Below are 19763 nucleotides of genomic sequence, written 5' to 3'. Positions count from 1 at the left end.
ACTAGCTTACGCGCCATATCCCTTTCCGTACAGCTTTGTAAGGAGCACCCCCATGCCTGTTGGCCTGATAGCCCTAGCCCTCGGCGGGTTCGGCATCGGACTCACCGAGTTCGTCATCATGGGCCTGCTGCCGCAAGTGGCCGCAGACTTCCACGTCACCGAGGCCAGCGCGGGCTGGCTCATCTCCGGCTACGCGCTCGCCGTCGTGGTCGGGGCGCTGGGCCTCACCGCGGCCGTGACGCGATTCGAACGCAAGCCCGTGCTGGCCGTGCTGATGGTGCTCTTCATTGCCGGCAACCTCGTCTCGGCGCTCGCCCCCGACTACCCGATCATGATGGCAGGGCGCATCCTTGCTGCGCTGTCGCACGGCGCGTTMTTCGGCATCGGCGCCGTGGTGGCCGCCAGCATGGTGGCGCCGGATAAGAAGGCTGGCGCGATCGCGATCATGTTCACCGGTCTCACGGCGGCCAACGTGCTGGGTGTCCCGTTCGGCACCATGCTGGGCCAGGCTGCGGGCTGGCGCGCCACGTTCTGGGCGATCACCGTCATTGGCGTCCTTGCCCTGGCGGGCATCCTCGCCCTTGTCCCGAAAACCGCAGTCCCGAAAACTGGCTCCGGCGAGGCTGCCGCTGGTTCTGCCACTGGCGGATTGCGCGGGGAGCTCCGTGCCTTCCGGTCCGGCCAAGTCTGGCTTTCCATCCTCGTCACCATCCTCGGCTACGGCGGCATGTTCGGCGCCTTCACCTACATCGCATTCACGCTCACCGAGGTCACAGGCTTCGCCGCMTCCACCGTGCCGTGGCTGCTGATCCTCTTCGGCGTCGGGCTCTTCATCGGCAACACCCTCGGCGGCAAGGCGGCCGACAAGAACGTGGACCGCACCCTGCTCGTGGTGCTCGCCGTGTTGGTGGTGGTGCTCGTGGTCTTTGCACTGRCCTCCGGCAACCAGCCGATGACCATCGCCTCCATGGTGCTGCTGGGCGGCTTCGGCTTCGCTACCGTCCCCGGGCTGCAGATGCGGGTCATGAAGTACGCCAGCAGCGCCCCCACCCTGGCCTCCGGCGCTAATATCGGCGCCTTCAACGTCGGTAACGCCCTCGGCGCCTGGCTGGGCGGCGTCACCATCACCGCCGGCCTCGGTTACACCTCGCCGATCTGGGCCGGTGCCGGCATCACCGTGCTGGGCCTGGCGGTAATGGTGTTCGCGGCAGCCGCTGCAAAGAAGCACGACGCCGGCCGGCCGGCCGACGTCGACACCTCCGCGAACGATAGCGAGACCGAGCTGCAGCCGGCCTAGCGGCCCGGCCTGCAGGCCTACTGACCGAACGGCAGCCGCGGATCCAGGTCCTGGCCCTCCCAGGTCTGGCGGATCCAGCCGTGGTGCGGGTCGTCGCTGATGAGCCACTCACGGACCGGGCCCGGGCCGGCCATGACGTTGAGGTAGTACAAGTCGTAACCGGGGGCGGCCATGGCGGGCCCGTGCCAGCCGTAGGGCACCAGGACGACGTCGCCGGTGCGGACCTCGGCCGCAACGTCGATGGGCCGCTCGTCGGAGGCATAGACGCGCTGGTACCCGATAGCGTCGTCGGCGCCCGGGCGCTGCGGCGCTCCGGGAGTGACCCGGGTTTCGAAGTAGTAGATCTCCTCGAGGTTAGTCTCGCCGTCCTTTTCCTCATCGTGCTTGTGCGGGGGATAGGAGGACCAGTTGCCGCCCGGGGTGAGGACCTCGCAGACGATGAAGCGGTCCGCCTCCAGCGCGGCGGGGGTCCCGAAATTGTGGACCTGGCGGGAACAGTTGCCCGCTCCGCGCAGTTCCACCGGCGTCTCGGCGGCCGTGATGAGGCGGGTCGGATAGGACGCCTTGGCCGGGGCCGTGGCTACCGCCACCCGACCGCCGTCGGCCGAGGTGATGGTCACCGCCTTGCCGGATCCCGTGTAGAGCACATCGCTCGGGCCGCTGAAGACGCTGTCTCGGCCGGCCAGCGGATAGTCCTGCCCGTCCACGGTCGCCACGAAGGAGCCGTTGAGCGGCACCACGATGCGCTCCTCCGCCGCCGCGTCCAGTTCGACGGCGCCGCCGGACGGCAGCGTGGCGACCTTCAGCCCGGTATGTGCCCAGCCGTCCACCTCCAGTCCGGAATCAGACGTTCCGATGGAAATGTCCCACTTGCCTTCGGCGGCGGTGCCGAGCGGATAGACCCAGTTGGCCATGGAAGCTGCCCTTTCGTTGTCGCGCCGGAAGCAGGCACGGGTGTGCGGGGTTGGAGACGGCAGCGCTCGTTGGTGAACGCCGGCGTCCGATTAGTGTTTCTCTAGTCGCTGATGTCTAGACGCTGATGTTCGAGCGCCTAGCACTGAGTCCTTATCTCTGAACCAGTGTCATTTCAAAGCTGTAGGAATCGGCCCTATAGGCGTGGTGGCCGGTTTCCACCATGCGTCCGGTGTCGTCCACGGCCGTGCGCTCCATGGTGACGAGGGCGGAGCCAGCGGTCGTTTCGAGCAACGGCGCCTGGTAGTCGTTGGCGATCATGGCGCCGATCCGCTGCGAGGCAAGGCGGAAATTCACGCCGCCATTGCGCAGGATGCCGTAGAGGCCCTGTGACGCCAGGGAGGCCTCGTCGATCGTGGTGATGTCGTCGCGTACCCAGTTCTCCATCAGGGCCAGCGGCTTGCCGCCGACTTTGCGGAGCCGGGTGAAGTGATAGACCTTGGCGCCCGCGGGGAGTTGGAGTGCCTTCTGGATCGAGGCATCCGCCTCTTCATGGGAGAAACTCAGCACATCGGTGGTGGGTTTGCTGCCGCTGTTGCTCAAGTCGTCGTAGAGGCTGGAGAGCTCCAGCGGGCGGCGTACCTGGCTGGACACTACCTGGGTGCCCACGCCGCGCTTGCGGACCAGGAGGCCGGAGCGGACCAGCTCATCCATGGCTTTGCGCATCGTGGGGCGCGACAGGTTCAGCTGGGCGGCCAGATCGATCTCATTTTCCAGCCGGCTGCCGGGCTCCAGCAGTCCGGTGTGTATCGCGGCCTCGATGCCCTGGACCACTTGGTGGTACAGCGGTATCGGGGACGAACGGTCGATCCGCAGATTTAGTTGATTCGCCACTGGGCGTGCTCCCTTGTGCTMCGCAACGGCCGTGGTGCCGGCCTGGCTGCGTATGTCAGGCTCATGTTCGCTTGATAGGACATACTGCCTTTTTCTKATAGTAGCAGGGCCGCCAAGTGGAGCCAAGGGGTCCCGCGGGGCGCGATGGGAGTAGGGGCCAGGCTGACGACTTTGGGCTGGTCAGGCCGGTGACTACGACGCCTACGGCGCGTAGCGTTACGTCAAAACATCCTAATGTCAGGACAAACTATTGACATCTGTGATTGAAGTCACCATGATCGGTTGTAGATGGCTCATAGACCGACGCGATGAAGCGGCCGGCGTGGCCCGGAATCAAAGGAGATTAATCGTGACCAAGTTCTCGTGGCGGAAGGCGGCCCTTGTGGCGGCCGTTGTACCCATGTTGGCCCTGAGCGCGTGTTCCAGCAGCGGCGGCAAGCCCGCAGATACAAACAATGCGGCCGGTGGCGGCCAGGCCGTCTCGACGCCGCGGCTCAAGGTCGCCCTCATTACCCACGCTGCGGCCGGTGACACGTTCTGGGACATCGTCCGCAAGGGCGCCGAGGAGGCATCCGCGAAGGACAACATTGAGCTCCTCTACACGTCCGATCCCGAAGCCGGGCGCCAGGCCCAACTCATCCAGCAGGCTATCGACMAGAAGGTTKACGGCATTGCGGTCACGCTCGCCAAGCCCGAAGCGCTCAAGGACGTCCTGAAGAAGGCCACCGACGCCGGCATCCCCGTTGTGAGCCTCAACGCCGGCGAAGGGGTCTCCCAGGCGCTCGGTGCCTTCACCCACTTCGGTTCCAACGAACAACTCGCCGGTGAGGCAGTCGGCACCCGGCTCGCGGCGGAGGGCTACAAGCACCCGGTCTGCGTGATCCAGGAACAGGGCCACGTCGGTCTTGAAGCCCGCTGTGCCGGCGTCAAAGCCAAGGTGCCCGGAACGGAAATCCTCTACGTCGACGGCAAGGACATGACCGCCGTCCAGTCCACCGCGACCGCCAAGCTCCAGGCCTCCAAGGACGCCGACGTCATCATCGGCCTCGGCGCCCCAATCACCCTCACGCTCCTCAAGTCGGTCACGGATGCCGGCAGCTCAGCCAAGGTGGCAAGTTTCGACCTGAACGCGGACCTCGCCCAGAAGATCGTCGACGGGGCAGTCCTCTTCACCGTGGACCAGCAGCCGTGGCTGCAGGGCTACATGTCCATTGACGCGCTCTGGCAGAACAAGCGCGGCGGCTTCAAGCTCGGCGGCGGCCAGTCGGTCCTCACCGGCCCGAGCATCGTCGACAAGTCAAATGCGGCCGATGTCCTGACATTCGCCAAAMAGGGTATCCGCTAACAGCCCGCTGGCCGGGCCGGCCCCGTGCCGGCCMGGCAGCAAGGAGAATCATCATGACCATCACCCAGACAAAGACCAAGTCGCCGGYGCCCGATGAGCGCGTCGCCAAGCGTAGTCCGTTCCAAAAACTGCTCGGACGTCCCGAGGTCGGTGCCTTGGTGGGCGCCATCGTCCTCTTCATCTTCTTCGCGTTGGTGTCCCCAACCTTCACCCAGCCCGGCGCCTTGGCGACCATCCTGTACGGTTCCTCCACGATCGGGATCATGGCCGTGGGGGTGTCCTTGCTGATGATCGGCGGGGAGTTCGACCTCTCCACCGGCGTCGCCGTGATCTCCTCGGCGCTGACGGCGTCGCTGTTCAGCTGGTACTTCACCACGAACGTCTGGGTCGGTGTCGGCCTGGCCCTGGTGGTCTCGCTGTCCATCGGCTTCATCAACGGCTGGATCCTGATGAAGACCAAGCTGCCGTCCTTCATCGTGACCCTGGCGACCTTCCTGATGCTGACCGGCCTGAACCTGGGCCTGACCCGCCTGATCGGCGGCTCGGTGTCCTCGCCCTCGATCTCCTCCATGGACGGCTTCGCCTCGGCCCGGGCGGTGTTCGCCTCCTCGGTCAACATCGGCGGCGTCGACATCAAGATCACCGTGTTMTACTGGTTCGCGCTCGTCGCGGTCGCGACCTGGGTGCTGATGCGGACCCGGGTCGGGAACTGGATCTTCGCCGTCGGCGGGGACGCGAACGCGGCCCGTGCCGTAGGCGTGCCGGTCAAGGCCACCAAGATTGGCCTGTTCATGGCCGTCGGGTTCTGCGCCTGGATCCTGGGCATGCACAACCTCTTCGCCTTCGACACCGTGCAGTCCGGTGAAGGCGTGGGCAACGAGTTCCTCTACATCATCGCCGCGGTCATCGGCGGCTGCCTCCTGACCGGCGGGTACGGCTCGGCGATCKGCGGCGCGATCGGCGCGTTCATCTTCGGCATGGCCAACAAGGGCATCGTCTACGCCCAGTGGAACCCGGACTGGTTCAAGTTCTTCCTGGGCCTGATGCTGCTGCTGGCCACCATCGTCAACCTCATCGTCAAACGCCGCGCGGAACTGAAGTAAAAGGGGCCCGGAAATGAATGCCAAAGAGATCGACCAGCAGACCCTGCTGCAGAACGAAAAAGATCCCCTCACCCACACCCCGGTGCATCTGCTCTCCCTGGACGGGGTCGGCAAACACTACGGCAACATCATCGCCCTGTCCGAGGTCACCATGGCCGTGGACAACGGCCGCGTCACCTGCGTCCTGGGCGACAACGGTGCGGGCAAGTCCACCCTGATCAAGATCATCGCCGGCCTGCACCAGCACGACGCCGGGGTCCTGAAGGTCATGGGCGAGGAACGGAAGTTCACCTCCCCCCGCGACGCCCTGGACGTCGGGATCGCCACGGTCTACCAGGACCTCGCGGTCGTGCCGCTGATGCCGATCTGGCGGAACTTCTTCCTCGGCTCCGAACTCACCTCCGGCTTCGGCCCGTTCAAGAGCATGGACGTCGAGAAGATGAAGGACATCACGCTGAAGKAACTCGCCGCGATGGGCATCGACCTGCGCGACGTCGAACAGCCCATCGGCCAGCTCTCCGGCGGCGAACGCCAATGCGTCGCGATCGCCCGGGCCGTGTACTTCGGCGCGAAGGTCCTGATCCTGGACGAGCCCACCGCCGCCTTGGGCGTGAAGCAGTCCGGCGTGGTCCTGCGCTACATCCTGCAGGCCCGCGACCGCGGCCTCGGCGTCATCTTCATCACCCACAACCCGCACCACGCCTTCCCCGTCGGTGACCGGTTCCTGCTGCTCAAACGCGGCAAATCCATCGGCTACTACGACAAAAAAGACATCACCCTCGACKAACTCACCGCCCAAATGGCCGGCGGCGCGGAACTTGCCGAACTCGCCCACGAACTCGAACAACTCGGCGKCCACAGCGACATCGTCAAAGAAGTCCAGGGCGAAGTCGCCGACGTGGCCCAGACGTCCGGCAACACGTACGCGTAGCGGCCATCCCCATGCMGGGAGGCCTGGCGCGTTCCGGGCAGCAACCACCGTGCCCGAACTACACGAGAGTAGAAGTATGAAAGACGTAATCCTTGGACTTGTMGGAGTTGGGCGGATCGGCGTCATGCACGCCAACAACATCGCCGCCCTCAACGAGGTCCTGAACCCGCAGGGGATCCGTGTCCGGCTCCGCCTCACGGATGTTGCCGAAGAGCATGCACGGACCGTGGCATCCGGTCTCGGCGCCGAATTCCTGMCGTCCGTCGAGGCCCTGYTGGCTTCGGGGCTGGATGGCCTCGTCATCGCCACCGGAACCGGAAYCCACCCCGAGCTCATCAAGGCCGGCGTGGACGCCCGGATCCCGGTCTTCTGCGAAAAGCCCGTGGCCCTKAACGTGGCCGACGCCCTGCCGGTGCTGGACTACGTCCGGGAACGGAACGGCGTGGTGCAGATCGGGCATCAGCGCCGGTTCGACGCCGGCTACCTGGAGGCCCGCCGTGCCTACCAGGCCGGCGAGCTGGGCTGGATCMATTCCCTGCGCGCCGTCACGTGCGACATGACGCCGCCCCCAGTCGAGTTCCTGGCCAGCTCCGGCGGGCTGTTCCGGGACTGCTCGGTCCACGATTTCGACATCCTGCGCTGGCTCACCGGCCGCGAAATCGTCGAAGTCTACGCCAAGGGCTCCAACAACGGAGATCCGGCGATCGGTGAAGCCGGCGATGTGGACACCGCCCTCGCGCTGGTGACGTTCGACGACGGCACCGTGGGCACGGTCTCCGCGACCCGCTACAACGGGGCAGGCCACGACGTCCGGCTCGAAATCCAGGGTTCCCGCAGTTCGTTGATGGTGGGCCTGGACGACAAAACGGCGCTGGCCTCCGCCGAACCGGGGATTACCTTCCCCTCTGGGAAGCCCCACCAGACGTTTGCCGAACGGTTCGACCAGGCGTACCGCTCCGAGATGGAGGCCTTCGTCGAACTGATCCTTGGCCGCCGGGAGAACCCCTGCACCCCGGTAGCCGCCGTCGCGGCCTCCCGGGTCGCAGACGCGGCCCAGGAATCGCTGGCCACCGGCGTCCCGGTCAAGGTGGCGGTGAGCGTCGTMAGCTGACCGCACAGCTCGTGCCCCTACGAGGCCACTCGCCCGGGACCGAATACAGCGAACCAGAACCCCCGGGGGCCCATTTAACTGGCCCCGGGGGTTCTGTTGTCTGGCGTGATACGACCATGGTTTCGGGCTCTGCGGTCGGGTTCTCTGAGTCCGGCTCAGGGCCGGTTCCGGCACACCTCGACGAAGGCCCGGAACGGTGCCAGCCGCTCCGCCGCAGAAAGTTCCAACGCCTCKGGGTGCCACTGCACCGACKCCACCCAGCGGTCCGGATCCTCCAGCGCTTCAACGGTCCCGTCCTCGGCGACGGCCGTCACCCGCAGTGCTCCGGCCACCCGGGCCACGGCCTGATGGTGGCCCGAGGCGATCTTCACCGTCACGGCACCGGATCCGCCGCCGTAGAGGGCTGCCACTTTGGAGCCGGCCTGGACCGCTACCTCGTGCCAGGCCCACGGGCCGGCCCCGTGCGCCGGCGCCGGCGCGGGCTCGCGGTGCGCMACCGTCCCTGGAGCCATGTCCTGGATGAGGGTTCCGCCATAGAGGACATTGAGCAGCTGATGCCCTCTGCAGATGCCCAACAGCGGCAGACCGGCGTCGATCGCCTGCCGCGCCACCTCCGCGTCCAGCTCGTCCTGGGCATGATTGACGTCGTAACAGACTCCGCTCCGCTCCTCGCCGTAGAGGCCGGGGTCGAGGTCGCCGCCGCCGGGAAGCACGACGCCGTCGAGAGATTCCAGCGCAGCCGCGAGGCCGCCGTCGTCGGTCACCGCAGCGGTGAGCAGCACCGGTTCGCCGCCGCCCTCACGCAACAGCTCCACGATGTATTCGAACAATGCGTTGGCTTCCGCCACCCGCGGGTCGGGATCGGATGAGCTGGTGAGCCGGACAGGAACGCCGATGCGCGGCCGGTTGCCCGGGCTGCTGCGGGAAATCTGCATGCCTCATTCTGCAACACCATCCCCGAACTAGGATTGYCAGATGAAAGCCCGCTATCTCGTGTCCCGCAGCCGGTTCATCGCCGCCGCCCCGGATGCCATCTTCGACGTGCTCGCCACGCCCGCCCTGCACAGCGCGATCGACGGCTCGGACACCGTGAAGGGGGCTCAGCCGCGCGGGCCCGAACGGCTCTACCTCGGCGCCAAGTTCGGCATGCAAATGAGGATGCGCGTGAACTACAAGATCCTGAACAGGGTCTGCGAGTTCGAGGAAGGCCACCGGATCGCCTGGCGGCACTTCTACGGCCACGTGTGGCGTTACCTGCTAGAGCCGTCCACGGGTCCGGACGGCACCGCCGGCACCCTCGTTACGGAGCAGTGGGACGCGCGGCGGGTCCGCGGCAAGAGCCTGCTCCGGCTGGCCGGCTACCTTCGCCGCCATCCGGTCAACCTGGAACAGACGCTGGCCAAGCTCGACGCCTACATGGCTGCGCGGTGACTTGGGGGACGCAGGGACTTGGGCGACGCAGAGACTTGGGTAATGTGGATGGAAGCACGAGCCGCGACTGAAGGTGGGAACTGGGATGGGCCGCAGGACACTGGTCGACGATCTCGTCGACGGCCTGCTGACCGAGATCCTCGACGGAAAGCTCCCGCCCCACACTGCGATTCCGCCGGAAGCCGACATCGCCAAGGCCTACGGTGTCAGCAGGCTGACCGTGCGTGAAGCCCTCAAGGCGCTCCGCGCGCAAAACATCCTCTACGTGAAGGCCGGCCGGGGAACCTTCGTCAATCCCACGGACAACTGGACCGGCCTGGACGCGATCTTCAGGGCGGCCTCGCACGGCAATGCGGCTGAGCAGGTCTCCGTGGGGMTGATCGAGATGCGCCGCATGGTGGAAACCGGGGCGGCCGCACTCGCCGCCACACGCTATACCCCGGAGCACGCCGAGCGGATGCGCKAGTGCATCGAGGACATGAAGCGCTCACGCGAGTCCGGCGACCTGGACCGCTTCGTGGAAGCGGATATTGGATTCCACGACGCCGTCCTGAGGGCCTCCGGCAACCCCTTTGTCCGTGCCCTGTTCGCCCAGCTGGGCCAGCTGCTGTACATGACGCGACGCGAAACATCCGCCGTCGACGTGATCCAGCAGCACGCMATCGATTACCACCAGAGAGTCCTGGATGGCATCCTCAGCGGCGACGCCGAGCGCTCGCGGCAGGCGATGGATGCGCACATGGACCAGACCAATGCGGACTACGAACGCTACGTCCGGGGCGCCAAGTCCTGACGCCCGCCTTCGGACTCCTGGCGTCATCCAACAGACTCTTGACGTAATCCGAATCACATTCTAAGCTCGTGCCTAGTTCTTGAGTCAGATGTMTGACATCTGACTCAAAGGTTGATCCTGATTCCGCAGTCGCAGTTGCGGACAGGACGTTCCCCACATACCCACGAATCCCTGCCCGGCAAAGCTGGCGGAGGGAACTGCACGTAAGAAGGTCGACGATGACTCTATTAGCCCCCAAGTCCTCCGGACTCGGCGAACTGGGTGACCGCACGCTCCGCAAGGTCCGCCGCCGCGTCATGCCCCTGATTGTCCTGCTCTACTTCGTTGCCTATCTGGACCGCAACAACGTCGGATTCGCCAAACTCACCATGAGCGAGGACATCGGCCTGAACTCCGCTGCCTACGGCCTTGGCGCCGGCATCTTCTTCCTCGGCTACGCACTCCTTGAGGTTCCCAGCAACGCGGGCATGTACCGGTTCGGGGCCCGGAAGTGGTTGGCCCGCATCCTGATCACGTGGGGGCTCTTCGCCACCGCCATGTGCCTGGTCAACGGCGAAAGCACTTACTACATCGTCCGGTTCCTGCTGGGCGCAGCCGAGGCCGGATTCTTCCCGGCGATCCTGTTCTACCTGACGCTGTGGTTCCCCGCTGCGCAGCGCGTGACCGTGCTGGGCATCTTCATCCTCGCCCAGCCCGTCTCCAATGCGCTCGGCGCCCCGGTATCCGGGCTCCTCCTGCAGTTGGATGGCGTCATGGGCCTCCAGGGCTGGCAGTGGCTCTACATCATCGAAGGCATCCCGGCGATCCTCCTCGGCGTCCTGACCCCCCTCCTCATGACGGACCGCCCGCGGGACGCCAAATGGCTTGAGACTGACGAGCGTAACTGGCTCGCCGCCACCATGGATGCTGAACTGGCGGCCAAGTCGCAGTCCGGAAAGCACAGCTTCCTGGCCGGGCTCAAGGACAAGCGCACCCTGGTCTACTCCGCCCTGTACTTCGGCCTGGTGTGTGGAATCTACGGCCTGGGCCTGTGGATGCCCACCATCGTCGCAGCCCTCGGCAAGTTCTCCACGGCCGAGGTCGGCTTCATCGTCTTTATCCCCTATGCCGTGGCCGCAGTTTTTGTCTACTTCTGGAGCAAGCGGGCTGACCGGACCGGCAAGCGTGCCTGGCACTCCGCCGTCAGTATGGTGCTCGCGGGCGTGGGACTCCTGGCCGCCGGCTATCTGCTGTCGGTCAACCCTGTCCTCGCGATGATCGGCCTGACGGTCTCGGCCATGGGGATCTACGGGGCCATCGCCCCGTTCCTCTCGATGCCCTCTGCCGCCCTGACCGGCGCGGCTGCCGCTTCCGGCCTCTCCCTGGTGAACTCCCTCGGAAACCTCGGCGGCTTCATCTCCCCGTACGCCGTTGGCCTCCTCAAGGACGMCACCGGCAGCAACCAGAGMGKACTGCTGTTCCTCTCYCTCTGCCTGTTCCTCACCGCGGCGGCCACGTACCTCTACGCCCGCAAGCGCCCTGAAGGTGACGCCGCCCTTGACCCCGCCGTCGCAGCGGCGGCCGCCGTCGACCCCGCCAAAGTCTCCTAACCCGACCTCCCAGAAGGAACCGTCGTCATGACATCAATTACCCCTTTCCCGACTGAACGCACCGTGGTCCTGACCGGCGCCGCCTCGGCCCGCGGCATCGGCCGCGCCGGCGCCGACCGCCTGGCCAGCGAGGGCTGGTCGATTGCGATCCTGGACATCAATGCCGAGGACGCTGCCGCAGCTGCCGCCGAAATCGGCTCCAACCGCGCGGTCAAGGCCATCGGCGTCGGCGCGGACGTTTCCGACGCCGCATCGGTAGACCGGGCCATCACGGAGATCGAGGGGACGCTGCCCCCGATCGTCGCCCTGGCCAACCTGGCCGGCATCAGCTCCCCGACGCCGTTCATGGAGACCACGGTCGAAGAATGGGACAAGGTCTTCGCCATCAACATGCGCGGATCCTTCATCGTCTCCCAGCGGGTGCTCAAGGGTATGATCGAGCGCAGGCTCGGCAGGATTGTGAGCATCTCCTCGATTTCGGCACAGCGGGGCGGCGGCACGTACTCCAAGGTCGCCTACAGCGCATCGAAGGCCGGCATCATCGGGTTCACCCGCGCCCTGGCCCGCGAGGTGGGCGAGTTCGGGGTCACCGTCAACGCCATCKCCCCCGGCCCCATCGACACCGACATCATGGGCGGCACGCTGAGCGAGGAACGCAAGGCCCAGATGTCCGAGGGCATCATGATGGGAAGGGTCGGCAGCCGCGAGGAAGTGGCGGCCCTCATCGCCTTCCTGCTCGGCCCGGACGCCGGCTACATCACCGCGGCCACCTACGACATCAACGGCGGCCTCCAGGTCTCCTGACCGACCCCCACCCTCCCAACCTCCCCGTTGCGCTATCACTTGTGGCCCTTAAAACCCCCGAATGGCCGCCACAAGTGATAGCGCAACGGGGGGAGGGAGGGGCCGGCCACAGTCTAGGCTGGCTCCATGAGCGCCGCCCGCAGCCTGCACCCCAGCCCCCGCACCCTGGAGGTCGAGAGCCTGGCCGGCTTCGACCGGCTGGTMGCCGCCGGAGCGCGCAGCATGCACGGCTGGCATGTCCAATCGCTGGACCTGCGGGGCCGCCGGCACCAGCTCGAAGCGCTGGACGTRCAGGGCGCGATCTTCCTGGGCTGCACGTTCGACGGCGGCGTGGAGGATTCGCTGCGCAACCGCGGAGCCCTGCTCTTTCCGCGGCTCGAGGCCGTGCCGTTCAACCCCTACCGCGGCAAGCTGTACACGCCGCAGGAACTGTATGCCGGGATCAACACGTCACGCTATGAGGACACTCTCGACGCGCGGATCTACCAGTGGAGCATCCGGCCCGGCCAGCGCCACCGCCTCGGTGCCACCCTGGCTGCGGCCCTGCATGACCACTCGATCGGCGATGCCCTCGACGAGCTGACCCGCTCGGACTTCTGCGCGGGCCGCACGATGGTGGGCGTCATGGGCGGGCACGCTGCGCGCCGCGGCACCGCCCTCTTCGAGGAAGCCGCTCTGCTGGGCCGGCTGCTGGCCCGGAACAACAGGGTGGTTGCCACCGGCGGCGGTCCCGGGACCATGGAGGCCGCCAACCTGGGCGCCTTCCTCAGTGACGCCCCGGAGCAGGACTTCCGGCAGGCCCTGGCCGACCTCGCGGCGGTGCCGGCCTTCCGCCCCTCGGTGTCTGCCTGGGCACGGGCAGCCGCCGCCGTCGTCGAACGCTACCCGGAGGGAACGCCGTCGCTCGGGATTCCCACGTGGTACTAGGGTCACGAGCCGCCCAACTTCTTCGCCACGCACGTGGCCAAATACTTCKCGAATGCCATCCGGGAAGCGATCCTGCTCGAGCTCTGCAACGGCGGCATCGTGTTCCTGCCGGGCTCCGGCGGCACGGTGCAGGAGATCTTCCAGGACGCCTGCGAAAACTACTACGGCGCCCCCGAAACCATCACGCCGATGGTCCTCGTGGGGCAGGAGCACTGGCTGCGGCGGTTCCCGGCATGGCCGCTCCTGCAGAGCCTGGCCTCCGGCCGCCGCATGGAAGGACGGATCTTCCTGGTCGACACCGTGGAGGAAGCGCTCGACGCGCTGGCGCGCTAGCTGTCCTGCTATCCGGCTAGAGGTCTTTGCGGCACTGGGCGTGGCCGAGCTCGTACAGGCCGTTCAGGTCGCCGRCGGCAAGCCCCTCGGGGGTTCCGATTTCCGGATACATCAGCTGGGCGGGGTCATCGACGTGTTCCAGGCCCATGACGTGGCCGAGTTCGTGCAGGATCACAGCCGTGGCATAGGCAGCGCCTTCGGACCGGCCCAGGTCTTCCGTGATTTGCGGGGCATCCAGTTMCAGGCTGCCCGTAACGAAGCTCTTGGGACCGTMGCCGAAACTGAAGTGGGTGCTGCCGCCRGTGCCGATCACCGGGCCCTTGAGCTGCGGGGCCTGTTCCGGTGTGGTCCAGGCAATCAGCAGCGGCGCCCACCTGTCCCCGTAGACGTCTTTCTGATATGGCGCGCGGGTTGGCGAGGGGAGCTCGCCCGTGGGGCCGTCATTGATGAACTTGATCCCGGTGGCCTCCGAGATGGTCCGGATKGAGTCGTCCACGAGCCGTTCGGAGCCCTGCGGAGCCAGAGCGGCATTGACCACATAGTGCAGCGGCCGGCACGGCGAGTAGCCCACCGGGCTGCCGTCCTCGTTCGTTGTGAGGAACTTGTAGGAGGTGCTGGCGACGTCCGGCTTCCGGGCCGAGCCGAGGGGTTTGTCCTGTTCCTCGAGCCCGGGCGGGGGAGTGTCCGTCCCGGATTCTCCGGCCGGAACAGCAGGCTGGCCCGACACCTGGCCGGTCCGCGGCGCCGGCTGCACGTCAGCGCCCTGGCTGTGGCCTGCATTCTGCCCGGCGTTGTGCCCGGTGCCGCGGGAGACCTCGAAGAGCCCCGTGAACCCGGGATCGCCGTGGATGAGTCCGGCCGCGAGGAACGCCGCACCGGCGATCACGGCAGCGGCGGCCAGGTTCCTGACCACCCGCAATGCCGTGGCGGGCCGGCTGTGCTGCGGCCCGCGGTCCCKAAATTCAGGACCGTCCACTAGCCCACCACCGCGCCAAAGACCATGCCCARCAGGTACGTCACGCCCGCGGCGCCCATGCCGATGCCCAGCTGGCGCAGGCCGCGGGTGGTCGGGGACGTGCCGGACAGCAGGCCCACGACGCCGCCCGTGAGCAGCAGCGCCAGGCCGACCAGGGCGGCGGAAACCACCAGCGCGGCTATTCCCGTCATGCCCAGCAGGAAGGGGATGATGGGCACGATCGCGCCGGAGGCGAAGAAGCAGAAGCTCGACGCCGCTGCTCCCCAGGCCGTGCCGACGGCCTCATGCTGGTCCTCGGCATCCGGCAGTTCCGGCTGCAGGGACAGGCTCGGATCGCAGTCGCAGTCCAGCAGGCCCATGCGCTCGGCGACGCGGTGCTCGGCAGCCTCCCGGGACATGCCGCGGGCCAGGTACACGAGGAGGAGTTCGTTGTGCTCGATGTCCAGCAACGGCGCCGCCGCCAAGGTGATCTGGGTGGGCCGGGTCGCGGCGAGGAGCTCCCGCTGCGACCGGACGGAAATAAACTCGCCGGCACCCATGGACAGCGCACCGGCCAGCAGCCCGGCGACACCGCTGAGGAGGACCACCTGGCTTCCAACGCCCGAGGCCGCCATACCCATGACGAGGGACAGGTTGCTGACCAGCCCGTCGTTGGCGCCGAAAACGGCCGCCCGGAAGGTTCCGGCCAGGCGGTTGCGGCCCCGGGTGGCCAGTCCGCGGACCACTTCCTCGTGGATCTGCTCGTCGGCGACCATTGCCGGCGTGGCAGAGGGGTCGTTGGCGTAGGGGGAGCGGCTCTCCGCKCGCTGGGCCAGGGCCAGGACGAAGACCGAGCCGAAGTGCCGGGCGAGGAAGCCAAGGAACCGGCTCCGGAGCGAGGCATGCCGGTCCTTGCCGGCGTGCTCGCCCAGCAGTTGAAGCCAGTGGGCCTCGTGGCGGCCCTCGGCCTCGGCCAGCGCGAGCAGGATGGCACGTTCCTCGCCGCTGCGGTTCTGCGCCAGATCGCGGTAGACGGATGCCTCGGCGCGTTCATCGGCGAGGTACTGGCGCCAGCGTTTGATGTCCGCGGCGCTGGGAGTTGCGGTGGGTGCGGTGCCGGGAGTTGAGCTGGGCACGGCGCTCGGAGTTGCGGTGGGTGCGGCGCTGGGCGTTGAGGCCTGCGGCGGCGCGGGGCGCGGGTCCGTGTGGCCGCGGTCCGAAGAATCCTGTGTCGGGTGGTGCTGCTGGGAATCGTTGTGGTCCGATTCGGTGTACTGAGACACGAAAAAACTCCTGGGTTTGGTCGGGCATGGTCCGGCCCCATTGCGACTCCAGAGTACCCCGTAATTCCGAGCTTTTCCGGCTGGCAATCCTTAGCGGAAAGTTTCGGGAAGCCGTAACCGGCGAGCAGGGGCGGGGCCGCCCGCAGATAGTTTCCGCCAACGATTGCGGGCCCTTGACCACCCGGGTTCACGGTGTTCGAATGAAACCCAGGGCGGGCCCTCCGGGGCCCTTGCCGCCACCCCTGTCACACGGAGGTTGCACCATGGACAGCACCGGATCACCCATCCAGCCGGCCCGGGATTCCCTCGAATCCGATCCCGCTTACGATTACGCCGAGGACGCGCCCGTGAGTGATGGCGCGGAGACCGAGGAGGAGGAGCTTMTGGAGGAGGCGGATCGGCTTGTTCCCTTGGACAGGGAGGACTTCCTGGGCGAGGAGACACCGGTAGTGCCCCTCGAAGGGGAAGAATTCCTGGAGCCCGAGGAAAACGAGTGATGCTCCCACCCGCTTGATGGTTCACTAAACGACGATCCAACAAACGACGACGGCGGCGCCCCCGGAAGGGGAGCGCCGCCGTCGAGCTTTGACGTACTTTCAGTGCGTCAGAACGGGAACCTGTTCGTCCTCGGCTGCGCCGCCGGCGACGCGCCGGTGCCAGTTCTGCATAACTGCCGGATCCGTCGGCTTGGTCAGCAGCGACACCGCGATGTAGACGACCGCGGAGGCGATGAGGCCGTAGTAGATCGGCTCGTTGGCGTAGATGCCGTCCAGCGGAACCTCGGCGTTGATTTMCAGGATGATCATGGTGCCAAGAGTGATKACCGAGCCGACCGCCATGGACGCCGCGGCGGCAGCGCCGGTGCCGCGCTTCCACACCAGGCCGCCGAGGATGGCCACGAGCAGGCCGCCAACAAGGATGTCGTAGGCAATGGTCAGAGCGGCGACGACGTCCTTGGTGATGATGGCGATCACGATCGCCACGACGCCGAGGCCCAGGACCCACAGGCGGTTGGCCTTGACGTCGTGCTCCGGGTTGTCGGTGTCATCGGTGTTGACGGTCTTGCCAAACCAGCCGGCGACGAACGGCAGCACGTCGGCGCGGGCCACAGTGGCGGCCGCGATCAGGGCACCGGAGGCGGTGGACATCATGGCKGCGACGGCGGCGGCGAGCACGAGGCCGCCGATCCCGATGGGCAGCAGGTGGGTGGCGACCTCGGCGTAGACAACGTCCTTGCCAAGGGCCTTGACGTCGATCTGCGGGAGGGCCACGCGGGCGCCGAGGCCGATCAGGGCACCGGCTGCACCGTAGAGGATGCAGTAGATGCCGGCCGTGGCGCCGCCCCAGCGTGCCACTTCGGGCGTCTTGGCGGTGAACACGCGCTGCCAGATGTCCTGGCCGATCAGCAGGCCGAGGGTGTAGACCACGAAGTACGTGATGATCGTCTGGGCGCCGATGCCGTCGATCTGGAAGAAGGTGGCATCCACCCGGCTGCGGATCCCGTCGAGGCCGCCAGCGGCGTTGAGCGTGAACGGCAGCATGAGGAAGAAGATGCCGACCGTCTTGATGACGAACTGGACCTGGTCGGCCAGCGTGATGGACCACATGCCGCCGATGGTCGAGTAGACCAGCACGATTGCGCCGCCGACGGCGATCGCGAGGGCGCGGTCCCAGCCGAAGAGCACCACGAAGATGGTGGCGTAGGCGCCGGTGGAGGTGGCGCAGAGCATCAGAGTGTAGGCGAGMATGACGATGCCGGAGGTCTGCGTGGCATTGCTGCCGTAGCGCAGGGTGAGCATTTGGGAGACGGTGTAGATCTTCAGCTTCTGGATGGTGCTGGCGAAGAGCAGGCTCAGCAGCAGGACGCCGGAACCGATGGCGACCACGAGCCACATGCCGGAGATGCCGAACTTGTAGCCCAGGCCCACGCCGCCGACCGTCGAGGCGCCGCCCAGCACGACGGCGGCCATGGTGCCGGTGTAGAGGAACGGCCCGAGACGGCGGCCGGCGACGAGGAAGTCGCTGTTGTTCTTGGTGCGGGACTTGCCCCACCATCCGAACGCCAGCATGGCGAGCAGATACACCACCACAATGGCGATGTTGACGAAACTTGCGTCCATAAAAGGGCTCCTTGGAGCTGATGGGCAGCGTGCGCGGGCATTGCCGGGCCTCAACAGTGCGTTCGGCAAGTCAGCTGCTGCGTGACGTGGGTGGAGGAGGATGTCCGTCGGAACCTCCGGTATTGCCCAATAGGCAACACATGTTGCCAAAGGGTATGTTGTGACTCCGGTAACAGTCAAGGCGCAGCGCGTGCCGCCGCCGGTTCCGCGTCACGAACGCCCGCTCCGGCTAGGATTGCTCCAATGATGGGGCCAAGCGGCCGGCCGTGAAAGGTTCCTAAATGAAGGCTCTACCAGTTGAACCGAGCAACGTTCCCGTTGCCATCGGTTCGCGGATCCGCGCGGCCCGGCAGTCCCAGCGGCTCACCATTGAACAGGTTGCCGACGCCACGGGGCTCACCAAGGGATTCCTCAGCAGGGTCGAACGGGACCTCACCTCGCCCTCGGTCGCATCCCTGGTGACACTGTGCCAGGTCCTGTCCATTTCGATCGGCGACCTCTTCGCCGCCCCCGAAACCCACCTCACGAAGCGGAACGAAGGCCCCCGGATCTCCCTCGGGGGCGAGGGGATCGTCGAGCGGCTGCTGACTGCCCGCTCCGAGCGCCGCGTCCAGATCATCCAGGCCGTGATCGAGCCCCGCGGGCGCGGCGAGTCCGAACTCTATGCCGTGGACTGCGATGTCGACGTCCTTCACGTGGTCAAGGGAAGCATCCGGCTGATCCTCACCAATGAAGAATTCGAGCTCAGCACGGGTGACACGGTGACGTTCCCCGGCCGGGAGCCCCACACCTGGGTCAACCCCACGGACGACGCCGTCGAGGTGCTGTGGGTGCTGGTACCGGCCGCCAGCCGGTAGGGCTGGTAAGCGTGAAGAAGTTACCACTCCGGCTCTGCCGGAAATATCTGTGCCGGAACCATACAGGACGAGCGGAAGCCGCTCACATTAGCTTCAACTGGGGGATTTCATGAACCGCAACGACGTTTTTCTGTCCTTGGCGCTGGCCGCCACGCTCGCGGCCGGACTCGGCCTGAGCTCCTGTGCCGCGCCGGGCCAGCGTGCCGGCGAGACCGGAAGCGGCACAGCGAGCGCCACTGCGGCGGCCTCGACACAGCAGGAATCCGGCCCCGCCGCGACGGCGGAGCCCTCCGCAACCGCGGCCACGCCGGCCCCCGMTGTCACTGCCACCTCCCCGGCCACGCCGACGGCGGGCGCTCAGGCCGGCGTCAAGACCTTCACGTTCCCGGACGGACATCTGTCCTTTTCCTACCCGGMCACCTGGTCCATCCGGGTGGTCGGCTMTCCCGAGAACGCCGCCAAGCTGCGTGGCGTGCAGGCGGTCCTCGCCGATGCCACGGGCAACGAGCTGGCGTCGATTATCAGCAGCACCAACGGCAGCAGTGCGTCCGGCCCGGTGGCCCGGACCGTCCTGGACACCGCTCCGGTCCCGGGGCTGAAAGATGTGGACGGCGAACAGTTGGCCTTCGGATTCGCGTTTGACTCCTTCGCCGACAAGTCGGACTTCCACATGGGAGTGCGCAAAGAACGCGACTTCGCACCCTCGGTCACCGAAGCCGGCTACTCCTACGTCCAGTTCCCCAACGGCGGCGCCGAGGCCAAGGTGCTGTTCGGCAGCCCGGCGTTCGCCTCCGTCGACTCCGCGAAAGCCTGGATGACCACGGAACAGTACACCCAGCTCAAGCSCCTGTTGCTCAGTCTCAAGTACAGCTGACCCGCACGCGGCCGACCGCTGCGACTTTGGTGAGATGTTCGTCACATTCCGGTAATCTGCCGGAAACGGCGAATTCACGCCCGGGCCCCTCCCGTAACGCGCCCGCAAAACGAGGAAAGCCTTCCTGAAACACGCTGTGAGTAGCGTCATCAGCGGGGGGACGCACAACAGTCCCATTCGTCTCATGGTCTCGCCGGTCTCGCC

At 66.7% G+C, this 19763-nt stretch carries 18 protein-coding genes and 1 pseudogene; 13 read left to right on the top strand and 6 right to left on the bottom strand.

What is annotated here, in order from left to right; genetic code table 11:
- The first annotated feature begins 52 nt into the window (after positions 1-52).
- Positions 53-1297 carry an MFS transporter gene (locus tag AC1DBQ_RS05615; protein ID WP_476927562.1) on the top strand — a complete coding sequence of 415 codons (1245 nt, stop codon included), beginning with the start codon at positions 53-55 and terminating at the stop codon, positions 1295-1297.
- A gap of 17 nt (positions 1298-1314) precedes the next feature.
- Here the strand turns inward: AC1DBQ_RS05615 and iolB are convergent, their stop codons facing one another.
- Together iolB and AC1DBQ_RS05605 are read right to left on the bottom strand one after the other, a co-directional pair.
- The gene (iolB, locus tag AC1DBQ_RS05610; protein WP_476927561.1) at positions 1315-2211 is read right to left on the bottom strand and encodes a 5-deoxy-glucuronate isomerase; all 897 of its coding nucleotides are present in this window, start codon (positions 2209-2211) and stop codon (positions 1315-1317) included.
- Positions 2212-2362: 151 nt separating this feature from the next.
- Positions 2363-3103: a GntR family transcriptional regulator gene (locus tag AC1DBQ_RS05605; protein WP_476927560.1), complete on the bottom strand. Its 741-nt coding sequence runs from the start codon at positions 3101-3103 to the stop codon at positions 2363-2365.
- A 349-nt stretch (positions 3104-3452) separates the two neighbouring features.
- Between AC1DBQ_RS05605 and AC1DBQ_RS05600 the strand changes: the two genes are divergently transcribed.
- The 4 genes from AC1DBQ_RS05600 to AC1DBQ_RS05585 all read left to right on the top strand — a co-directional run bounded on the left by AC1DBQ_RS05600 (position 3453) and on the right by AC1DBQ_RS05585 (position 7593).
- Positions 3453-4448 (top strand): substrate-binding domain-containing protein, encoded by a 996-nt coding sequence (locus AC1DBQ_RS05600; protein ID WP_476927559.1) that lies wholly within the window; start codon positions 3453-3455, stop codon positions 4446-4448.
- A 53-nt stretch (positions 4449-4501) separates the two neighbouring features.
- Positions 4502-5551, top strand: coding sequence for an ABC transporter permease (locus tag AC1DBQ_RS05595; RefSeq protein ID WP_476927558.1), 1050 nt, complete (start codon positions 4502-4504; stop codon positions 5549-5551).
- Between the two features lie 13 nt (positions 5552-5564).
- Positions 5565-6482: an ATP-binding cassette domain-containing protein gene (locus tag AC1DBQ_RS05590; RefSeq protein WP_476927557.1), complete on the top strand. Its 918-nt coding sequence runs from the start codon at positions 5565-5567 to the stop codon at positions 6480-6482.
- 76 nt (positions 6483-6558) lie between these two features.
- Entirely contained in the window at positions 6559-7593 is a 1035-nt protein-coding gene (locus AC1DBQ_RS05585; RefSeq protein ID WP_476927556.1) for a Gfo/Idh/MocA family oxidoreductase, read from the top strand.
- Between the two features lie 155 nt (positions 7594-7748).
- On the opposite strand, the gene AC1DBQ_RS05580 is transcribed toward AC1DBQ_RS05585, so the two are convergent.
- A complete protein-coding gene (locus AC1DBQ_RS05580) occupies positions 7749-8528 on the bottom strand; it encodes a gamma-glutamyl-gamma-aminobutyrate hydrolase family protein (RefSeq protein ID WP_476927555.1) in 780 nt (259 codons plus the stop codon).
- A gap of 40 nt (positions 8529-8568) precedes the next feature.
- Between AC1DBQ_RS05580 and AC1DBQ_RS05575 the strand changes: the two genes are divergently transcribed.
- The 5 genes and pseudogenes from AC1DBQ_RS05575 (at position 8569) to AC1DBQ_RS05555 (ending at position 13470) form a co-directional block, all read left to right on the top strand.
- Positions 8569-9024, top strand: coding sequence for an SRPBCC family protein (locus AC1DBQ_RS05575; protein ID WP_116768461.1), 456 nt, complete (start codon positions 8569-8571; stop codon positions 9022-9024).
- 85 nt (positions 9025-9109) lie between these two features.
- Entirely contained in the window at positions 9110-9817 is a 708-nt protein-coding gene (locus AC1DBQ_RS05570; protein ID WP_476927554.1) for a FadR/GntR family transcriptional regulator, read from the top strand.
- Positions 9818-10035: 218 nt separating this feature from the next.
- Positions 10036-11406, top strand: a complete 1371-nt coding sequence (locus AC1DBQ_RS05565) for an MFS transporter (protein ID WP_476927553.1) — start codon at positions 10036-10038, stop codon at positions 11404-11406.
- A gap of 27 nt (positions 11407-11433) precedes the next feature.
- Complete coding sequence (locus AC1DBQ_RS05560) at positions 11434-12210, top strand: SDR family NAD(P)-dependent oxidoreductase (RefSeq protein ID WP_476927552.1); 777 nt, start codon at positions 11434-11436, stop codon at positions 12208-12210.
- Positions 12211-12336: 126 nt separating this feature from the next.
- Positions 12337-13470 (top strand): annotated as a pseudogene (locus AC1DBQ_RS05555) (LOG family protein).
- Positions 13471-13486: 16 nt separating this feature from the next.
- On the opposite strand, the gene AC1DBQ_RS05550 reads toward AC1DBQ_RS05555, so the two are convergent.
- Both AC1DBQ_RS05550 and AC1DBQ_RS05545 read right to left on the bottom strand, forming a co-directional pair.
- A complete protein-coding gene (locus AC1DBQ_RS05550) occupies positions 13487-14383 on the bottom strand; it encodes a matrixin family metalloprotease (RefSeq protein WP_476927551.1) in 897 nt (298 codons plus the stop codon).
- Positions 14384-14445: 62 nt separating this feature from the next.
- Positions 14446-15561: a VIT1/CCC1 transporter family protein gene (locus tag AC1DBQ_RS05545; RefSeq protein WP_476927580.1), complete on the bottom strand. Its 1116-nt coding sequence runs from the start codon at positions 15559-15561 to the stop codon at positions 14446-14448.
- A 410-nt stretch (positions 15562-15971) separates the two neighbouring features.
- Between AC1DBQ_RS05545 and AC1DBQ_RS05540 the strand changes: the two genes are divergently transcribed.
- A complete protein-coding gene (locus AC1DBQ_RS05540; RefSeq protein ID WP_476927550.1) occupies positions 15972-16205 on the top strand; it encodes a hypothetical protein in 234 nt (77 codons plus the stop codon).
- Between the two features lie 99 nt (positions 16206-16304).
- Here the strand turns inward: AC1DBQ_RS05540 and AC1DBQ_RS05535 are convergent, their stop codons facing one another.
- On the bottom strand, positions 16305-17828 hold the full coding sequence (locus AC1DBQ_RS05535; protein ID WP_476927549.1) for a sodium:solute symporter family protein: 1524 nt from the start codon (positions 17826-17828) through the stop codon (positions 16305-16307).
- A 281-nt stretch (positions 17829-18109) separates the two neighbouring features.
- Between AC1DBQ_RS05535 and AC1DBQ_RS05530 the strand changes: the two genes are divergently transcribed.
- Both AC1DBQ_RS05530 and AC1DBQ_RS05525 read left to right on the top strand, forming a co-directional pair.
- The gene (locus AC1DBQ_RS05530) at positions 18110-18685 is read left to right on the top strand and encodes a helix-turn-helix domain-containing protein (RefSeq protein WP_116768469.1); all 576 of its coding nucleotides are present in this window, start codon (positions 18110-18112) and stop codon (positions 18683-18685) included.
- 109 nt (positions 18686-18794) lie between these two features.
- A complete protein-coding gene (locus AC1DBQ_RS05525; protein WP_476927548.1) occupies positions 18795-19559 on the top strand; it encodes a hypothetical protein in 765 nt (254 codons plus the stop codon).
- The last annotated feature ends 204 nt before the right edge of the window (positions 19560-19763 follow it).

This window comes from Arthrobacter sp. 10T413_2 (assembly GCF_056394205.1).
This window is presented reverse-complemented; position numbering and strand designations above follow the sequence as displayed.

Excerpts from the sequence above, each read along its gene's own strand:
- AC1DBQ_RS05575 (WP_116768461.1), top strand. The coding sequence starts at position 8,569 with ATGAAAGCCCGCTATCTCGTGTCCCGCAGCCGGTTCATCGCCGCCGCC.
- iolB (WP_476927561.1), bottom strand. The coding sequence starts at position 2,211 with ATGGCCAACTGGGTCTATCCGCTCGGCACCGCCGCCGAAGGCAAGTGG.
- AC1DBQ_RS05530 (WP_116768469.1), top strand. The coding sequence starts at position 18,110 with ATGAAGGCTCTACCAGTTGAACCGAGCAACGTTCCCGTTGCCATCGGT.